This is a genomic window from Paenibacillus rubinfantis (assembly GCF_001486505.1).
Taxonomy (GTDB): Bacteria; Bacillota; Bacilli; order Paenibacillales; family Paenibacillaceae; genus Fontibacillus; species Fontibacillus rubinfantis.
Genome location: NZ_LN909059.1, coordinates 40,053 through 54,731, shown reverse-complemented (window position 1 = coordinate 54,731; position 14,679 = coordinate 40,053). Strand labels below are relative to the sequence as shown.

At 49.8% G+C, this 14,679-nt stretch carries 17 protein-coding genes and 1 pseudogene; 15 read left to right on the top strand and 3 right to left on the bottom strand.

Features of this window, described 5'->3' with window-relative positions; genetic code table 11:
* Positions 1-47: 47 nt before the first annotated feature.
* Entirely contained in the window at positions 48-284 is a 237-nt protein-coding gene (locus tag BN3277_RS01950) for a hypothetical protein (protein ID WP_059040631.1), read from the bottom strand.
* 327 nt (positions 285-611) lie between these two features.
* Here BN3277_RS01950 and BN3277_RS01945 point away from each other — a divergent pair, with 327 nt between their 5' ends.
* The 9 genes from BN3277_RS01945 to BN3277_RS01910 all read left to right on the top strand — a co-directional run bounded on the left by BN3277_RS01945 (position 612) and on the right by BN3277_RS01910 (position 8,473).
* Positions 612-1,655, top strand: a complete 1,044-nt coding sequence (locus BN3277_RS01945) for a DUF6094 domain-containing protein (RefSeq protein ID WP_059040630.1) — start codon at positions 612-614, stop codon at positions 1,653-1,655.
* A gap of 33 nt (positions 1,656-1,688) precedes the next feature.
* Positions 1,689-2,336: a hypothetical protein gene (locus BN3277_RS01940; protein WP_059040629.1), complete on the top strand. Its 648-nt coding sequence runs from the start codon at positions 1,689-1,691 to the stop codon at positions 2,334-2,336.
* Positions 2,337-5,270, top strand: coding sequence for a DEAD/DEAH box helicase (locus BN3277_RS01935; protein WP_059040628.1), 2,934 nt, complete (start codon positions 2,337-2,339; stop codon positions 5,268-5,270).
* A 75-nt stretch (positions 5,271-5,345) separates the two neighbouring features.
* On the top strand, positions 5,346-6,371 hold the full coding sequence (locus tag BN3277_RS01930; RefSeq protein WP_059040627.1) for a GAF domain-containing protein: 1,026 nt from the start codon (positions 5,346-5,348) through the stop codon (positions 6,369-6,371).
* On the top strand, positions 6,368-6,532 hold the full coding sequence (locus tag BN3277_RS25675) for a hypothetical protein (protein WP_187380022.1): 165 nt from the start codon (positions 6,368-6,370) through the stop codon (positions 6,530-6,532). The genes BN3277_RS01930 and BN3277_RS25675 overlap by 4 nt, the downstream gene beginning before the upstream one ends.
* Positions 6,533-6,690: 158 nt before the next feature.
* Complete coding sequence (locus BN3277_RS01925) at positions 6,691-7,026, top strand: hypothetical protein (RefSeq protein WP_059040626.1); 336 nt, start codon at positions 6,691-6,693, stop codon at positions 7,024-7,026.
* A gap of 185 nt (positions 7,027-7,211) precedes the next feature.
* Entirely contained in the window at positions 7,212-7,475 is a 264-nt protein-coding gene (locus BN3277_RS01920) for a hypothetical protein (RefSeq protein ID WP_148500955.1), read from the top strand.
* Between the two features lie 20 nt (positions 7,476-7,495).
* On the top strand, positions 7,496-8,158 hold the full coding sequence (locus BN3277_RS01915; RefSeq protein ID WP_059040624.1) for a hypothetical protein: 663 nt from the start codon (positions 7,496-7,498) through the stop codon (positions 8,156-8,158).
* A 12-nt stretch (positions 8,159-8,170) separates the two neighbouring features.
* Positions 8,171-8,473: a hypothetical protein gene (locus tag BN3277_RS01910; protein ID WP_059040623.1), complete on the top strand. Its 303-nt coding sequence runs from the start codon at positions 8,171-8,173 to the stop codon at positions 8,471-8,473.
* Positions 8,474-8,514: 41 nt separating this feature from the next.
* Here BN3277_RS01910 and BN3277_RS01905 read toward each other — a convergent pair whose 3' ends face one another.
* On the bottom strand, positions 8,515-8,739 hold the full coding sequence (locus BN3277_RS01905) for a hypothetical protein (RefSeq protein ID WP_059040622.1): 225 nt from the start codon (positions 8,737-8,739) through the stop codon (positions 8,515-8,517).
* A complete protein-coding gene (locus tag BN3277_RS01900) occupies positions 8,726-9,562 on the bottom strand; it encodes a hypothetical protein (RefSeq protein WP_059040621.1) in 837 nt (278 codons plus the stop codon). The genes BN3277_RS01905 and BN3277_RS01900 overlap by 14 nt, the downstream gene beginning before the upstream one ends.
* A 125-nt stretch (positions 9,563-9,687) precedes the next feature.
* Here BN3277_RS01900 and BN3277_RS01895 point away from each other — a divergent pair, with 125 nt between their 5' ends.
* The 6 genes and pseudogenes from BN3277_RS01895 (at position 9,688) to BN3277_RS01865 (ending at position 14,666) form a co-directional block, all read left to right on the top strand.
* Positions 9,688-10,020: a hypothetical protein gene (locus BN3277_RS01895; RefSeq protein ID WP_059040620.1), complete on the top strand. Its 333-nt coding sequence runs from the start codon at positions 9,688-9,690 to the stop codon at positions 10,018-10,020.
* A gap of 26 nt (positions 10,021-10,046) precedes the next feature.
* Positions 10,047-10,853, top strand: a complete 807-nt coding sequence (locus tag BN3277_RS01890; protein ID WP_059040619.1) for a thermonuclease family protein — start codon at positions 10,047-10,049, stop codon at positions 10,851-10,853.
* 190 nt (positions 10,854-11,043) lie between these two features.
* Positions 11,044-11,868 (top strand): annotated as a pseudogene (locus BN3277_RS25915) (ATP-dependent DNA ligase).
* Between the two features lie 782 nt (positions 11,869-12,650).
* Positions 12,651-13,193 (top strand): class I SAM-dependent methyltransferase, encoded by a 543-nt coding sequence (locus tag BN3277_RS01875; RefSeq protein ID WP_316244801.1) that lies wholly within the window; start codon positions 12,651-12,653, stop codon positions 13,191-13,193.
* Positions 13,194-13,227: 34 nt separating this feature from the next.
* Positions 13,228-13,884, top strand: coding sequence for a class I SAM-dependent methyltransferase (locus BN3277_RS01870; protein ID WP_059040615.1), 657 nt, complete (start codon positions 13,228-13,230; stop codon positions 13,882-13,884).
* 143 nt (positions 13,885-14,027) lie between these two features.
* Entirely contained in the window at positions 14,028-14,666 is a 639-nt protein-coding gene (locus BN3277_RS01865) for a CadD family cadmium resistance transporter (protein ID WP_059040614.1), read from the top strand.
* Positions 14,667-14,679: the final 13 nt, after the last annotated feature.

Sequence of the window (14,679 nt, the reverse complement as noted above, 5' to 3'; positions counted from 1 at the left end):
AATAGGTCCGCCTTCACTGTGAAGGTCGGACCTCGTGTATTTAGTGGCTATTCACGGTCCACCGGCCGGATTCGATATTCAACAATCTCCCGATCCTCGAACGGACCGGGCTTCGTAAACGCTCCGACGGTGTAACCTCTGTCCTCCCATTCGATACATTGATGCAGCAGTGAGAGAGCTTTGCTGAACAACTCCTCGTTTGTTTCCAGCCCTAAACGCTCCTTCATCCATTCTAATTTCCGCTGCAGATCGTCATTACCGTTATGTTGAGATTCGATCGTCATAACCGTCACCCCCAAATTCGTTCTTATAGTTTCATTATACGGCGAACTCCAACTTTCTCCAAAAAATACGTCCGGACGGAGCGGGTCTGTTCAAATTTTCACGCCCCATGGTATAATATCCCTATTACGATTAACTTTTTCGTTTCTTCACCGCTGTATTTCGGGGAAGAGTGGGCCGGATTTTCCGGGAAAGAAACTGCTTGAACATCGGGGCATACCTATGGATACCATAGGCATGCCTTTTTTTGTTTGGGCAACTGATGTTGGAAATAAGAGCTGCGCTCATGCGTGGCTCTTTTTTTATTTCTACAAGGAGGATTGATAGGGATGGCCGACAACATGAAAGGCATGTTCGACCGCGTGATGAGGAACAAAATCCGAATGGGGAACTTCGAGACCACTGAGCAGGATATGTTAGCTGTTCGAAGTCTCTTGCAGTTTCCGGAACGGCCGTTCTCCGTCGCAGATTTTTGTGCCGGCAGCGGGCGGGCCTTGGAAGTTCTCACGAGTGGGTCGAAGGCAGTTACGTTCGGGATTGAGCCGAACGAAGGGAAGTATTTGGAGCTTCGGGGACGAATCGATCAAGCGTTGTTTGGCGGGTACGAGCAGTGCCGGATTACGAAAGATTACTTCCGGCTGATTTACCTTAACCCGCCGTACGATGACGATTCGGAATCGGAGGAATCCAAGAGCGAGCGTAAGGAAAAAGTGTTTCTTCGCCACATCATTCAGTATCTGTCCGTGGATGGAATTCTCGTGTACAACATCCCGCGCCGGAGGATGACGAAGGACATTGTGACGCTGCTCGTGACGAACCTGGACGACATTCGGGTGTATCAGTCGCACGATGATACTTTCGGGCAAGTCTATGCGTTCGGCCGCAAGCGGTCCGTAAAATTCGTCGATCGACCGGAGGTTCAACGGATCCTGTATTTGATGGAAGAAGGAAACGAACTGGAACGTCTCCCGATGGCGGAGGAACCGATCTACAAGGTCCCGCAGGGGAACGTGACGCCAAAGTATTTCCGCTCCATGCTGATGGACGTCGATCACGTAAAGAGCGTGTCCCTCAAATCGTCCCTTACGCGAAAAGGCATGGAATGGACGACCCCGAAGGCACCGGCATTAAAGCTGCAGCCGCTCCTTCCGGATAAGGAAATGCACCGTGTGCTTCGCATGGCATCGGGCAGGCTGAACGGCAAGGTCGGCCGGGGCGAGCTGCTTCACGTGCTGAAAGGGATCGTGAAGAAAGCGATCACGAAGGACGTGGAGAAAACGGCGAACGAGACGATCGAGACGGAGCGGGAGACATTCAAGATCACGTTCCGAACGGTTGATCGCTTCGGCAACATCCGCACCATCCAAGGCTGATCGGGGATTTTAATTAAGGAGGCAATAGGGAACATGCGTTTTATGGAGTTTCGGCACAAAGACGTCTACGTCAAAGTTCATTGCTCCCTCGTCGTCACGAAGCGTGACCCGGAATCGAAGAACAACTATCTCATCTACACGAACTTTATCGATATCGACTCACGCGTGCAGGCGGTCTTCGCGCAATTCCATCATTCGAGAAAAGCCGAAGACGTCTCGTTCCGGCTGTACCACGCACCACGGATCGGCGAAAAGGACTACGATCGTTCATCCTTTTACGTCAAGCCTTACGGCAAATACAAGCACCTATCCCAACGCGAAGACGAAACGTTGGTAACCGGCATTGTCGCAAGCGAGAGAGCTTTGTCTCGTCAAGACCAAGGGTACTGCATCTTTGCATGGGACGGGAATATCTATCAAAAACTCTTCTGGACCGTGGATTCCTATTACGAGACTCCGATGTTGGAAGAGTGGATCCCGTACCTGTACCATCAGCTGCTCCGTGACGGTCATCTCGTTCCGCTCGACGTACACGACTTTACCGGCGAATACGGCGAATTGGTTGCTTACGAGCTATTGGCTGGTGAGGAAGTGCTGGATGAGTACGTTTCCTACGGGTTGCGGACGGGTGCGATTCAGCTTATCGAGGACGAGGACGACGTGAACAAGGAGGCGGTCTAAATGAGCATGTTGGCAGTAGAGAATGCAGCTGTGGAAGAGCAGACCAACTCGGAAGCGGGGACGAACAGCAAGCCGATTTCGCTCGCGGAAATCGAGTCGATCGGGGATTATTTGAGCTTGTTCGGCGGAGACCTGATTCGACGGTTGAACGATGAGTACGTACCTGTGCATCACCCTGGCAAGGACGAGCCGCTTGAAGTATTGAAACAGATTAAGCGTCCGCTATTCAACGCGCAGGCGCATGTCGTTACCGCGCTGATAAAGGGATTCCAGCGACACCGGAACTTGTTCATCATTGGTGAGCCTGGCACCGGAAAGACGTCGATTTCAATTTCGGTCTTCTTCTCGCTGATCACCCACTTGCTTGAGAAGAAGGTGGGTAGGGTGCTGTATATGGTGCCGAACCATCTCATTAAGAAGACGAAGCGGGAATGCGGCATCTTGCTCGATAAAAACCTGTTCGAAGTCCACTTCCTTTCGGACTACGGCGAGGTCGTGAAACTTCGTGACAGCGGCAGGCTGGACAGCAAGCCGAAGAAGATCGAGGTATATATCATCGCCCGTGACACGGCAAAACTCGGTTACATTTACGAGCCAGTTGCACAATGGGTAGACCGATCGTACACGAAGCGAACGGTTACGGAGAAAGGGGAAACCCGTGTCGTATCGAAGACCGCTTTTCGCGGTTGGAAGTGCCCGGACTGCGGCGGTCTTTTGATGAAGGAGCAAGAAGGCGGCGTCGTGCCGATGGAATACGAGGACTTTTTCAATAAGCACGGGAAACCGACGCGTAGAAAAAGCAATCTGTTCTGCTCGAACGAAGTCCGTCTTTATAAGAATCCCGATCCGGAGAAGGATGAGACCCGTATTTGTGGCGCCCGCTTATGGCAAGCGAAGAACCGCGATAAACAGTACATCTCCGGAAAGCCGAAACCGGTATCGGGCGTTGCCCCGCGTAAAGTTTCGCCGGCGGACTTGTTCAAGCGGTGGTTCAAGGGCAAATTCGATCTCGCTATCGGAGACGAGTGCCACGAGCTCGCCGGCGGTAGCGCTCAGGCACATGCCTTCCACATCTTTCTTAACTGCGCGAAACGCGGGATCGCTATGACCGGCACGATGTCGAATGGTTACAGCTCGTCGTTATTTGAGCTTATCTATCGCATGTTTCCGGCACGGCTGAAGCAAATGGGCTTTAACTGGGGAGACGTCGGTAAGTGGATTGATCTTTACGGCGTTCGCGAGAAGGTGACAAAAACCCGTGATGACGGCGAATTGAACAGTTCCAGCAACGGCAAGTCGAAGCGAAGCACATCGGTCAAGGAACTGCCCGCCGTTGCCCCGCAGTTGTTCACAGACTTGCTGAGCGACGTCGCCGTCTTTATCCAGATGGCCGATATGTTCGAAATCTTGCCGGAGCTGAAAGAGGGCCCGCTGAGTGTACCGCTTGAGGGCGAAAGGAAGTTTGTCTCCTGCAGGACGCGCGTTGTTCGGCGCCCGGGTAGAAAGCGCCGCCCCCAAAAGGGCATGCGGCTACTTGCCCCCTCCTGGTACCTCAAAAAGAATTTGAACGCTGTCGAGAACCTGCTCCGAGAGGCAGTGCAGAAAGAGCTTGCCGCGGGTGGCCAATCGGTCCTGCTCGGCAGCTTGCTCAACACGCTTCTAAGCTACCCGGACGTTCCATTCAATTTCGAGGGTGTTTACCATCCGGATAGTGGGGAATGCATTGTTCCCCCAGAGTATCGGCTGAGCGACCGACTGCTCTACCCGAAGGAACTGCAGATGATCAAATTCGTTCGGTCACAGCTAAAACTTGGGCGGAAAGTCGGGATATACGCAACTTATACCGGAAAACTCGGTACCCTGCAGCGGCTTTCCATGTTGCTGGAGGAGAGGGGAATTAAGACAGCGGTCTTGGAGTCCGATGTTGACGGACCGGAGCGGGAGGAGTGGATTGCAAGGCGCGTGAAGGAAGGAGTTCAAGTGTTACTTTGTAACCCTGTGCTAGTTTCAACAGGCTTGGACCTCTTGACCTTCCCGTCATTGTATTTCTACCAAACAGGGTATCGTTTAAACATCGTTCGCCAAGCGTCCCGCCGTCACTGGCGTATCGGACAACCGAACAAATGCCTGACGACCTACGCCTCCTATAAGAACACGATGCAGGAGCTGGCAATCAATCTCATGGCGGCCAAGATGAGCGCTGCGATGGCTTTGGAGGGTCAGTTCTCGCAGGAGGGTCTTGCTGCGCTCACCGAGGGATCGGGCGGTAGCCTGGCAACCGAACTCGCAAAACGCTTTGTTGGCAACAACATCGAGGGCGTGGAGAGTGCGGAGTCGATCTGGGGGAAAATGACGATCGATGCCAGCCAGTTCCTTCCCGCTTCCACGGTCGAGGCGCCGGCCTACGAAGACGAAGAAGTAGAGGAGACGGAGGCGGCGGTTTGGGACTTGTTGTCCGTCGAAACCACGCAGGGCGTCGCTCAGAAGGAGCCTGAGACGCCAGCGTCGGCGGAACCGGAAGTGCTTGACCTTAACCCTGCCGAGCTTACTGCACACGGCGATCGCTATACAGGGGCGTCGACCCGGGCTGTGCTGCTTGAGTGGGCAGCGGATGTGATCCCTGCTGACCTGTATCCACGGTTCGAGCAGCAGATTGCGTACGTCGAGCAGAACGTCAATCAAGGGGTTGACGGCTTGCAGCTTTCGAAATCTGGCGCCGAGATTTCTCTGAAGTGGGACGTGTCGAAAGTGCCGTCGGAGCAAGCGGATTTCCGCAGGTGGGTGTTCGGGTTGACGAACAAGCCGGTCGTCGAGCGTACGGAAGCCACGAAGGAAGAGTTCCAATTAAGGCTGGTGGTTGAGGGCAGAAAACCGGCGGTTAAGGCGAAGAAGTCGTATAACGTCGGTGAAGGGCAATTCGCCTTCAACTTCTAGTCACTTTGGGGGAGCGGACGTTTCCGCTCCCTTTCTCTTTTGGAGAATAGAGAGCGCAAAGGAGGGATGCGCACGATGGAACCAATAATGACACAAACCGATCGCGATCCGGGAAGCGGGAAGGTCATGCCGGCGTGGAAGGTGTGGGTATGCTACGTATCGGCCGGGTTTTTCACCGTCTTGATCTTGGCGACGCTCATGGGCGCGGTATCTGCGCTGCTGCCGGAATCCTGGAGCGATACGGTTACAGTATGGCGGTTATTTGAATACGCGGGGCTTGCGTTCTTGATCATTTTCTTTACCCGCTTCATCGGTGACCTGTGGAGAGGGAGAAGTGAAGACCTCAAGCTGGGCTTTACTGATTTCCCCAACCCGTTCTATGATGAGAACTTCGTTAAGGCCCCGCATCATTTGCAAAAGCAAATAGCGGAGTTTCAGGACGCTTTGCGCTCTGCCCGATCCGAAAGTGATCGGGCAGCAAGTATCGTGAGGGCACTCAATGAGAGGGCGCTGAAACAGGAGCAGATTATTCGAGCCATGACGAAGAAGCTGACGGTATTGGTTCGACACCATGAGAACGGCCGCCGGCTTCTCGGTTCGGCTGCATACCTCATCTATACGGGCGAACAATGGCGGCAAGAGATGATGAATAACATCTTGTCCGAGGCGATGTCGTGTTTGGAGAAGGATCACAGCGATAAGTCGGTAGCCTTGTTCAAAGCGTATGGCGATGAGCTGCGCATCGAGCACTATATCCGGCTCGCTGCGCGTTCGGCCCGGACGGTCAGGCTCAAGAGAGGCGAGGGGTTCGCGGGAAAAGTCATGGAGGCGGGGGACGTCATCTGTGTACCCGACGTCTCGAAAGCCCCTGAGCTTTTCGGGGCAATTAAACCTTCTGACGATTATCGTTCAATCGTGGGGTTGCCGATCCGCGTTAACGGCGATGTGCTCGGCGTGTTATGTGTCCAGTCCGAGGTGGTTAACGGCTTCACGGATCAGGATATCCGAACGCTTCGGTTCTATGCCCACGCTTGCTCCCTAATTTTTGTATATGATATAATTATTGCAAAGATGAGGGCGGAAGGGGTTGAACGGGAATGACAATCAAAACCGGTTGGGAAGAGATCGACGCACTCTTTGCGGAAGCGGATAAGCTCCAGGATGAGCTGAATCAGATTCGCAAGGAGGCGGAGGACATTCTATATCCGGCGGGTAGAGGTTGCCCCGACAACCAAAGCGTTAGGGTTAAGCAAACGGCTTGAAAGAAGAAGGTGCGCGGAGTGTCCGGCACCTTCTTTTTTGTATTTTATCCCGATCGCTGCCATATGACTCCCGATTGCCTCTATACCGAAAAAATTTTGTGATTCCCGTATTCCGGTATATGATTATAGGCAAATAGAAGAATAAGGGAGTTATCGTTATGGGCGCACAAAAAATTTATCCTACGTGCCGAATTTGCGAGAAGCTCAACCATGAAATGACGCATTGTGCCGTTTATGGGCCGATCTCGCCTGAAAATATCGACAACACCGCGCTGGCCAGCGCATGTGCAAAGTCGGGTGACTACGTTCGCCTCCTCCATGCTCAGCCGAATGAGTATAACTACGGCCGTACCCCGACCGGTAAAAAGGTCGATGAAAAGGCGGATAGCGAGCTTCTCGTATTCGATGAGGATGATGAGGCAAAAGGCTTTGAAATTCAAAACGGAATGACCCTTGAAGAGTGGGCGAGAATTACGTTTGGAAAGAAAGAATAGAAGACGATTCTAGTATTTTACAGCAAAAGGCTTTGAAATTCAAAACGGAATGACCCTTGAAGAGTGGGCGAGAATTACGTTTGGAAAGAAAGAATAGAAGACGATTCTAGTATTTTACTTCTAATCGTCCTAGCGAGTCTTAATAGGGAGATTTCAACTGCACGTGAATGGGGGATGTGTTTATTATGCACCCAGCTTCCGGATCCTATATCTTCACAATCGACAAACCGTACGCCGCGGTCAAAGTCGAACGAAAGGGGAAGACTCTGAAGTTGCTTCCAGGCGAAGTGTTCATCGCGAAGGAAGATACGCGATATACAGAATTGCCGAAGGAGTATAAGCTGTTGACTCCTGATGGGGAAGAGATCGTGCCACATGGGAAGTTTCTGATATCGACGGAAACGCTGGATCCGTTCCATATCGTACTGGATTATTTCGAACATACTTAGAACTCAGAAGGAGACAACACATGCTACCTGTCGAGCAACTTTTCAGCAGTTATTCAAATGTCCAGATTACAACGAGCTCGAAAGAGCAGTTTGAAATCACCCCGTCGGGGGATGGTTACATTATTCGGGATACTACGCCGCCGGCGAACGAGATGACCGCTTCCGTGATCCATTCCATCAAGGCGGTTAAAGGAAATATCGCCACGGCGCGTCCGGAGGAGATCATGTTCTTTGATGGCATCGCGAAGGGGTTTCATTTTGCTTGGAGAAAAGCGGGCAGTAACGACCTGATGACGAGCAAGGGCAAGATCGAGTCGTGCACGACCGACTTGGAGCTTGGCAATCTTCAATTCCGATTACAACTGCTTGAGGCGCCAGGACGCAAGTTCGAGTGGAGCGGGTTGGACAAGAGCTTTTCGGTCAACACCGCAACAGCCGAATACATTTTCAAATTCGAAGGCGAGCAGTTTACCTTCGAAGGTCGCAGGCTGATTAACATTTTGTCCCTCTATAAGAGCAAACGAATCGCCCTTCCGGAGTTGTTTACCCACCAAAGCGAGTACGACGCCGTAACGGGGAGACTGTTCTACAATCATCCGTTCATCGTCTTTACTGAAGAGAACGGATCCCTTAAAATGGCCTTTGCGAATGAGCCGGTCTCTGCCTGCAGTGTATTAGGATAGGAGGAATCCATCATGACTAAACGTCCAAAGTCGAGTAAACCTGGAAAGTACATCATAACCGAAAGCGAATATGAGAATGGAAAGACCGAACTTTCGGAAGAACAGTCCGAGATGGTGGAACGACTTTCGAAATTACTTACCGGCTACCCAGAGAACTTCAATACCTTGCCGCGGAATTATTCGCCGAGTGGGTTCATTGGAGTCCTGAATGACCAAGTAAAACTAAAAGTGGATCAACGAGAATTAGATGCACCGGAACAGTTAATGGCTTTTAGGCTGCTCGAAGATCTGAGGAAGTCACTCGGGGTTGAATAGTGCAGAACAAGAGGGTGCCGTGTAAAGGCACCCTCTCCTTGTTAATCGGGATCATATTCCGGGTCACTTAACGTGTCCACGAGTTCTCGAAGCTCCCCAGTGACTCGGTTTAATTCAAAACGGACGTCCTCGCTCATATTATAAGCAAGCTTTTTGTTTGCCTTCTCCAGCAGCTGCAATGCTTCGTAGAGCATGTCTGCGGCCGACCGGCGCGCGATTACGGCGTCTGCACGATCCTTGCGCCTCTGTTCTTCACTGAGTGCCATCCTCGTCCGTACCTCCCTTATCTTGCACCTTGCCTCGGTTTGCTTGTTCTAATGCGGCAAGGAGGTCACGTACCTTGGCATTTGCAGCTTCCGTAACTTCCTGCATCTTAGTTTGGTGTTCCGAACGGAGCCTCAAAACCTCCCGCTCTTTCTCCAGTTCCTTTCTCTCTTCGAGACGAGACAGTTCTTCTTTGTGACGTTCGGCAGTTTGAGCCGTTACAGTCTCCAATCGATTAACGGTGTCTTTAAGGCGCTCATTTTCCGTCTGTGCTTTCGCCAGTTCTGCTTCCAATGCTTTCAGTTTGTCGCCGGCCGGCTTATATTCATTCACAAGACCCGTGAGGGTATCGTTCTTTTCTTTATACTCGCCAATGAGAAGGTCATTTTTGCGGACGATCTCCTCTAGCTGCCGGATTTGCTTCTCCAGATCGCCTTTATCCTTGTTCGCTTGGCCGAGAAGTTCGGCCGCGGCTTGAATCTGTCTCTTTTGGTCTCCGTTTTCGGCAGTCAGGCGGGTGATCTCCGCTTGTTTCTGCGACATCTGCTCTTCATGCTCTTGTATCATCTTCAGTCGATCGGCGGCTTCCGCACCAATCATAGCGATGAAGATTTCTAGCGTGCGCTTCGTGTGGTATTCGAGCTCGTCCAGTTCCTTCTTATAACCTGGGTTGCCCTCTTTGAGCATTTTCAGCTCCCACAGTTTCGTTGCTTCTTCCAGCCATGCTTCGTCAGTGGGGAGGCCGGACTGCGCAATGAGTGTGTTAAGGTGATCTTTGAATTCGCTGGTGACCTTTATAGCTTTCGTCTCTTTCTTATCGCTCATATAATCCCGCTCCATTCGGTTTACTAATACTGCTTATTATATCAAAGGTAAACCGGGTTTACTAGGTAAACCTATGGGCAATTTAGTGCTGTTTTGATAAAATAGAATAAAAGGGAGGGAATTGCTTGGAAGAGGTTGTTGCGTTTGACCCAAAGGGGAAGACATACCAGTGGATGCTTGATCCCAACACTTGCTTTCATCTTCGAGCGGGCCGTTGTTCATTAACGTTGAAAGAAGAAGAGTTACAAAACTATCCGGATAACGGATGGCCTAAAGCCTCTGTTCATCATTGCAGAAAGATTTATGGAAGTTATCTGCGTGAGGGATTTAGAGAGCCGATCAAAGTCTACGACATGGGGAATGACCATTATGGCTTTCAAGATGGCCAACATCGGACCTGCATCTCGTTAATATCGAAGATCAGTTCGATTCCAGCGATTGTCCAGCCTTGGGAATAGTATGAGGAATTTATGGGGGATTTGCAATGGTCAGAACTCGATTCAGTAAGTTGCGACCTTTTCTTCTTTACCTTGCACTTGTGGCCTTGCTGTCTGGATGCGGTACGACGGACATATCACCAACCGAATCGAATCCGGCGCCGACTGCGACTTCGGCAGCGGAGAACGAAGCTGAGAGCCGTTTTGTCGAGGCGGAGGTCGTAAAAGTAGTCGATTCCGATACCATCAAGATAAAGTTCGACGGATCGGAAGAGACGGTCCGGATGCTTCTCATCGACGGTCCCGAGACGGTTCACCCGGACAAGCCGGAACAGCCTTTCGGTCGGGAGGCATCCAATTTCGCCAAGGAAATGCTCACGGACAAGATGGTTCGTCTTGAACTCGACGTCTCCGATCGGGATAAATACGGCCGTCTTCTCGCATACGTATGGGTCGGGGAGCGCATGTATAACGAGCTTATTTTAGAGCGGGGGTTGGCACGTGTCGCTTATGTGTACCCGCCCAACGTCAAATACGTCGATCGTTTTCGCGAGATCCAAGCCGAGGCGCAGGAAAAAGGGCTTGGCATTTGGAGTATCGAAGATTATGCGCGGGAGGATGGGTTCCACCCGGAAGTTATAGATACAGTTGACGATGCGCCAACAGCACATGCTTCGGCGCCGCCGGCGGCGGCCGCATGCGAGAGCCCAACGATCAAAGGTAACATCAACTCGAAGGGCGAGAGGATTTACCACGTCCCAGACGGACGATACTATGAGCAGACGAAAGCCGAGGAGATGTTTTGTACTGAAGCGGATGCTGTCGCAGCTGGGTTTCGAAAGTCGAAGCAGTAAATAGGTTTAAGTCTAGCGGGTTTCGACGATAATAAGAATGCTTAGGGATTACCGGTATCTCCCGCTTACATAGCCACGGACCATAGAGCTCTATGGGGGTTTGGTCGTGCACAAAACCGAGGAAATCAGACCTTTAGCCTGGGGAAGCGCATCCTCGGGCTGTTCGTGCTGGTCTCCAACATATACCGGTATGCGGCGGAAAATCCGCATGCTACCGTTATGTGTAGGTGGTGATCCGTATATGTTTATTGAGTCGATGCTCCTGGAAGATGCAAAGGAGCCGTTTGAGGATGATCGGTGGATCGCTGAGTTGAAGCTGGATGGGATCAGAACCATCATTGTAGTCGGCGATCAAACGAGAATCTATACGAGGCATCATAATGAGATAACTAGCCGCTTTCCGGAGATTGTGGCTGCTGCGGAGGCGGCTGTACCGAAAGGCACAACGCTGGATGGCGAATTGATCGTTTCGGACCCGGATGGGAAACCGGACTTTGAGGCAATGATGAGCAGGTTCTAGCGAAGCAGAATTCCTGCTTCCACGCCAGGTTTAAATTTCGTCGCGTTTGATATCCTTACCCGAGGGGAGGACGTGCGCCCGCTTCAGCTGATGGAGCGAAAGGAGTTACTGGCGCACACCCTAAAAGAGAACGATCTGATCAAGCGGATCCGATACGTCGAGCATAGCTTCATTCCGTTCTATAAGATGGTCGAACAGGCCGGGTTGGAGGGTATTGTGCTGAAACGTCGGGACAGTAGGTATTATTCCAAAGCACGCAAGGACGTGTGGCGGCGCGTCGTCTGCTTCCAGCGTGAGGTTGTCTATGTGACGGGGTTTTCGCGCAAAGAGCTCGCATGGACAATTGGTCTTGAGCGAGATGGGCGTGTCGTTCCGGTCGTGGAGTACGGGCTCACAGAGCCGGTCCGGAAAAAGGTGTTTCCGATTCTTCAACGCAGTATTGTTCGGAAGACGAAAGTTGTGGTAACACCAATAAATCCTTCAAGCGATTTTTGATTTTCATGGCCGGAATATAGCTGAATCAATACATGATCAATTCTTTGGAATCGCGCCTGAACCCCGGAGACGCCCTGCCCCCCATTCATACCGATAATGGTCCGCAATTCTTCGCTTGTTCGAACTTTGCTTCCACTTCCTGTAGACTTCGAAGTTGCTGTAGTTGCTCATCGGCCGCGTGAATCTCTCACCCAATTCAGAATGGTTTCAGGGTGAACATAATACATTCCGGGCGAGCGGCGCAACCTTAATACCGGCGAGTACTTCCGTACGATTTTCAACCTTGTTTCCTCGCAAAAATGTCTTACCATACCTAGTCATCCCCCTAGTACATAGCTTAAATTATTGGGGCGAGGGACTCCAGTTTACTAAGGGGCCGTGGAGAATCAACTTCATTTCGTTCGGGAGTATGGTAAAAAGCTCAATCACAGTTCCAATTTCGCTTCATGATATCCCCTCTGGATAAAGTTCACTAATGGTCAGAATCGGAACAATGTACCAAATGCTAGTCTATCTTTCCTTCTTTCGTTTCAAAACGAGGCAAATATGAAGTGATTGACTCGAAGTTCCGATGCCATAACTTGAATATTTTTCTCAAAATCGAGAAACAGTCAAATATGTGTTTGAATATACGAGGGGTTTGGTGTATTATAATAATCAAATAAACGTTTGATTGTAGAGGTGGTATTAAATAATCGACTATGAATAACTCATGGAACAAAGTGATTTATCGGTTATGGGCTCCCTTTTATGATTATCTCTTTAATTCCGGGCCCTTTATAATGGCACGGAAAAAGATTTTTGAGAACCTCGATATTAAGCCTAGAAGCAATATTCTTTTTGTGGGTGTCGGTACGGGAGCAGACTTGCAGTTCATTATGGACAAGGATATTTCAGTTGATGCAATCGACTTGTCACCCGAAATGCTTGATAAAGCAAGAAATAATTATGATGCAACAAACTTTACGTTCACAGAAATGGATGCGCAAGTTTTGGCGTTTTCTCGGGAATCGTTCGATATGGTCATTGCAAATTTGATCCTATCTGTCGTACCCGATCCGATTCAGTGTTTTCAAGAAATGATTCGGGTTACTGGCTCTGGGGGATGCATAGTCATTTTCGATAAGTTTGCTCCTCCCTCCCGGGAATTGCCCGTAATCAAGAAAATCCTTCGTCCTGTTGTAGCCATAATGGGGACGGACATTGGCCGTCATTTTGAACAGATCGTAAAACCATACGAAAACCATATTCGAGTAGAGGAAGATGAGCCTGCCTTATTTAACGGTATGTATCGGAAAATCATACTTCGTAAAATCCAAGCTTAAATTACTGGCAAGATGGCCGGATAGAGGGTGAAAGATGCGTAAACGAGACAATAGAGATTATATCCCAGCCTTGAGATTTCACTGGCTTACATCATTTTATGATCCGATATTACGCTGGACAATGAGGGAGTCTACCTTCAAGAACAAATTAATTAGGCAAATTCAAGTTGATTCGGGACAGCGAGTACTTGATCTGGGATGCGGGACCGGTACATTAACCCTTCTTTTAAAACAAGCTTACCCGAAAGCAGAAGTAACCGGACTCGATATTGATCCGAATATTCTCCAAATTGCAGAGAAAAAAGCAGTGGATATGGGAATGGACATTGTATTTAATCAAGGAACATCTTTTGCACTTCCCTACCCTGATCATTCATTTGATCGTGTTGTCACAAGTCTAATGTTTCATCATTTGACTTTAGAAAATAAACTCCGAACACTAAAAGAAATTTATCGTGTACTTAAACCACAAGGTGAACTTCACATAGCGGATTGGGGAAAGGCGCAAAATCGGCTCATGCGCATTGCGTTCCTTTCAATCCAAATCCTCGATGGTTTTAAAACGACAGCAGATAATGTAAATGGCCTGATACCGCAAATTATCGATGAGGCCGGGTTTGCTAAATCTAAAGAGACGGATAGGTTCATGACATTATACGGAACCCTATCTTTATACAAAGCAAAAAAATAAAACAGCATTGCGGTGAAGGTAGCTTCGCTGCTACTGCCCCAAAAAGCTGGCCGGAGTAAACCTTTGTTAAATTGTAATGTTTAATCAAATAATTATTTGGATATAAGAACATGTAAATCTACAATTGGATGGAGTAAATCGCAATGTCACTCACATTAATTCTTTCCGCTATTGGTACGTTCATCGTGACCAACGTTGACGACATTTTTGTGCTGATGATCTTTTTCGCACAGATTGAGAAAGCGCGGCACACACAAGTTGTTCTAGGGCAGTATCTTGGGTTCGGATTGCTCGTTGTATTGAGCCTATTAGGGGCTTTCGGTTTTACATTTTTGCCACCCGAATGGGCCGGTTTTCTCGGGCTGATACCAATTTATCTAGGTATCCGAATGTTCCTCAAAAAGGAGGAAGAAGATGAGGCAGAGGAAGCACTTGAGAAATTGGGCGATCTAAAGTCACAACCTTCAAACAACCGTTTGTTTGGACCACTAACGGGTAAGGTCGCTGCGATTACCTTTGCCAACGGGGGGGATAACCTGGGCATATACATCCCGTATTTTACGACCCAGGGGAATGCGTCACTTTTATCCATCGCGATTGTGTTCCTTTTGATGGTCGCGGTATGGTGCTTCCTGGCGTATCGGCTGGCAAGCTTCCCGGCCATTCTAAAGATTCTGGAAAAGTACGGAAGTGTCATTGTTCCACTGGTGTTTATCGCATTAGGTATTTCGATCATGCTGCATGGTGATTCATTTGCATATCTCATACGGTTGTTTGGATAACGTTCACGAAAAT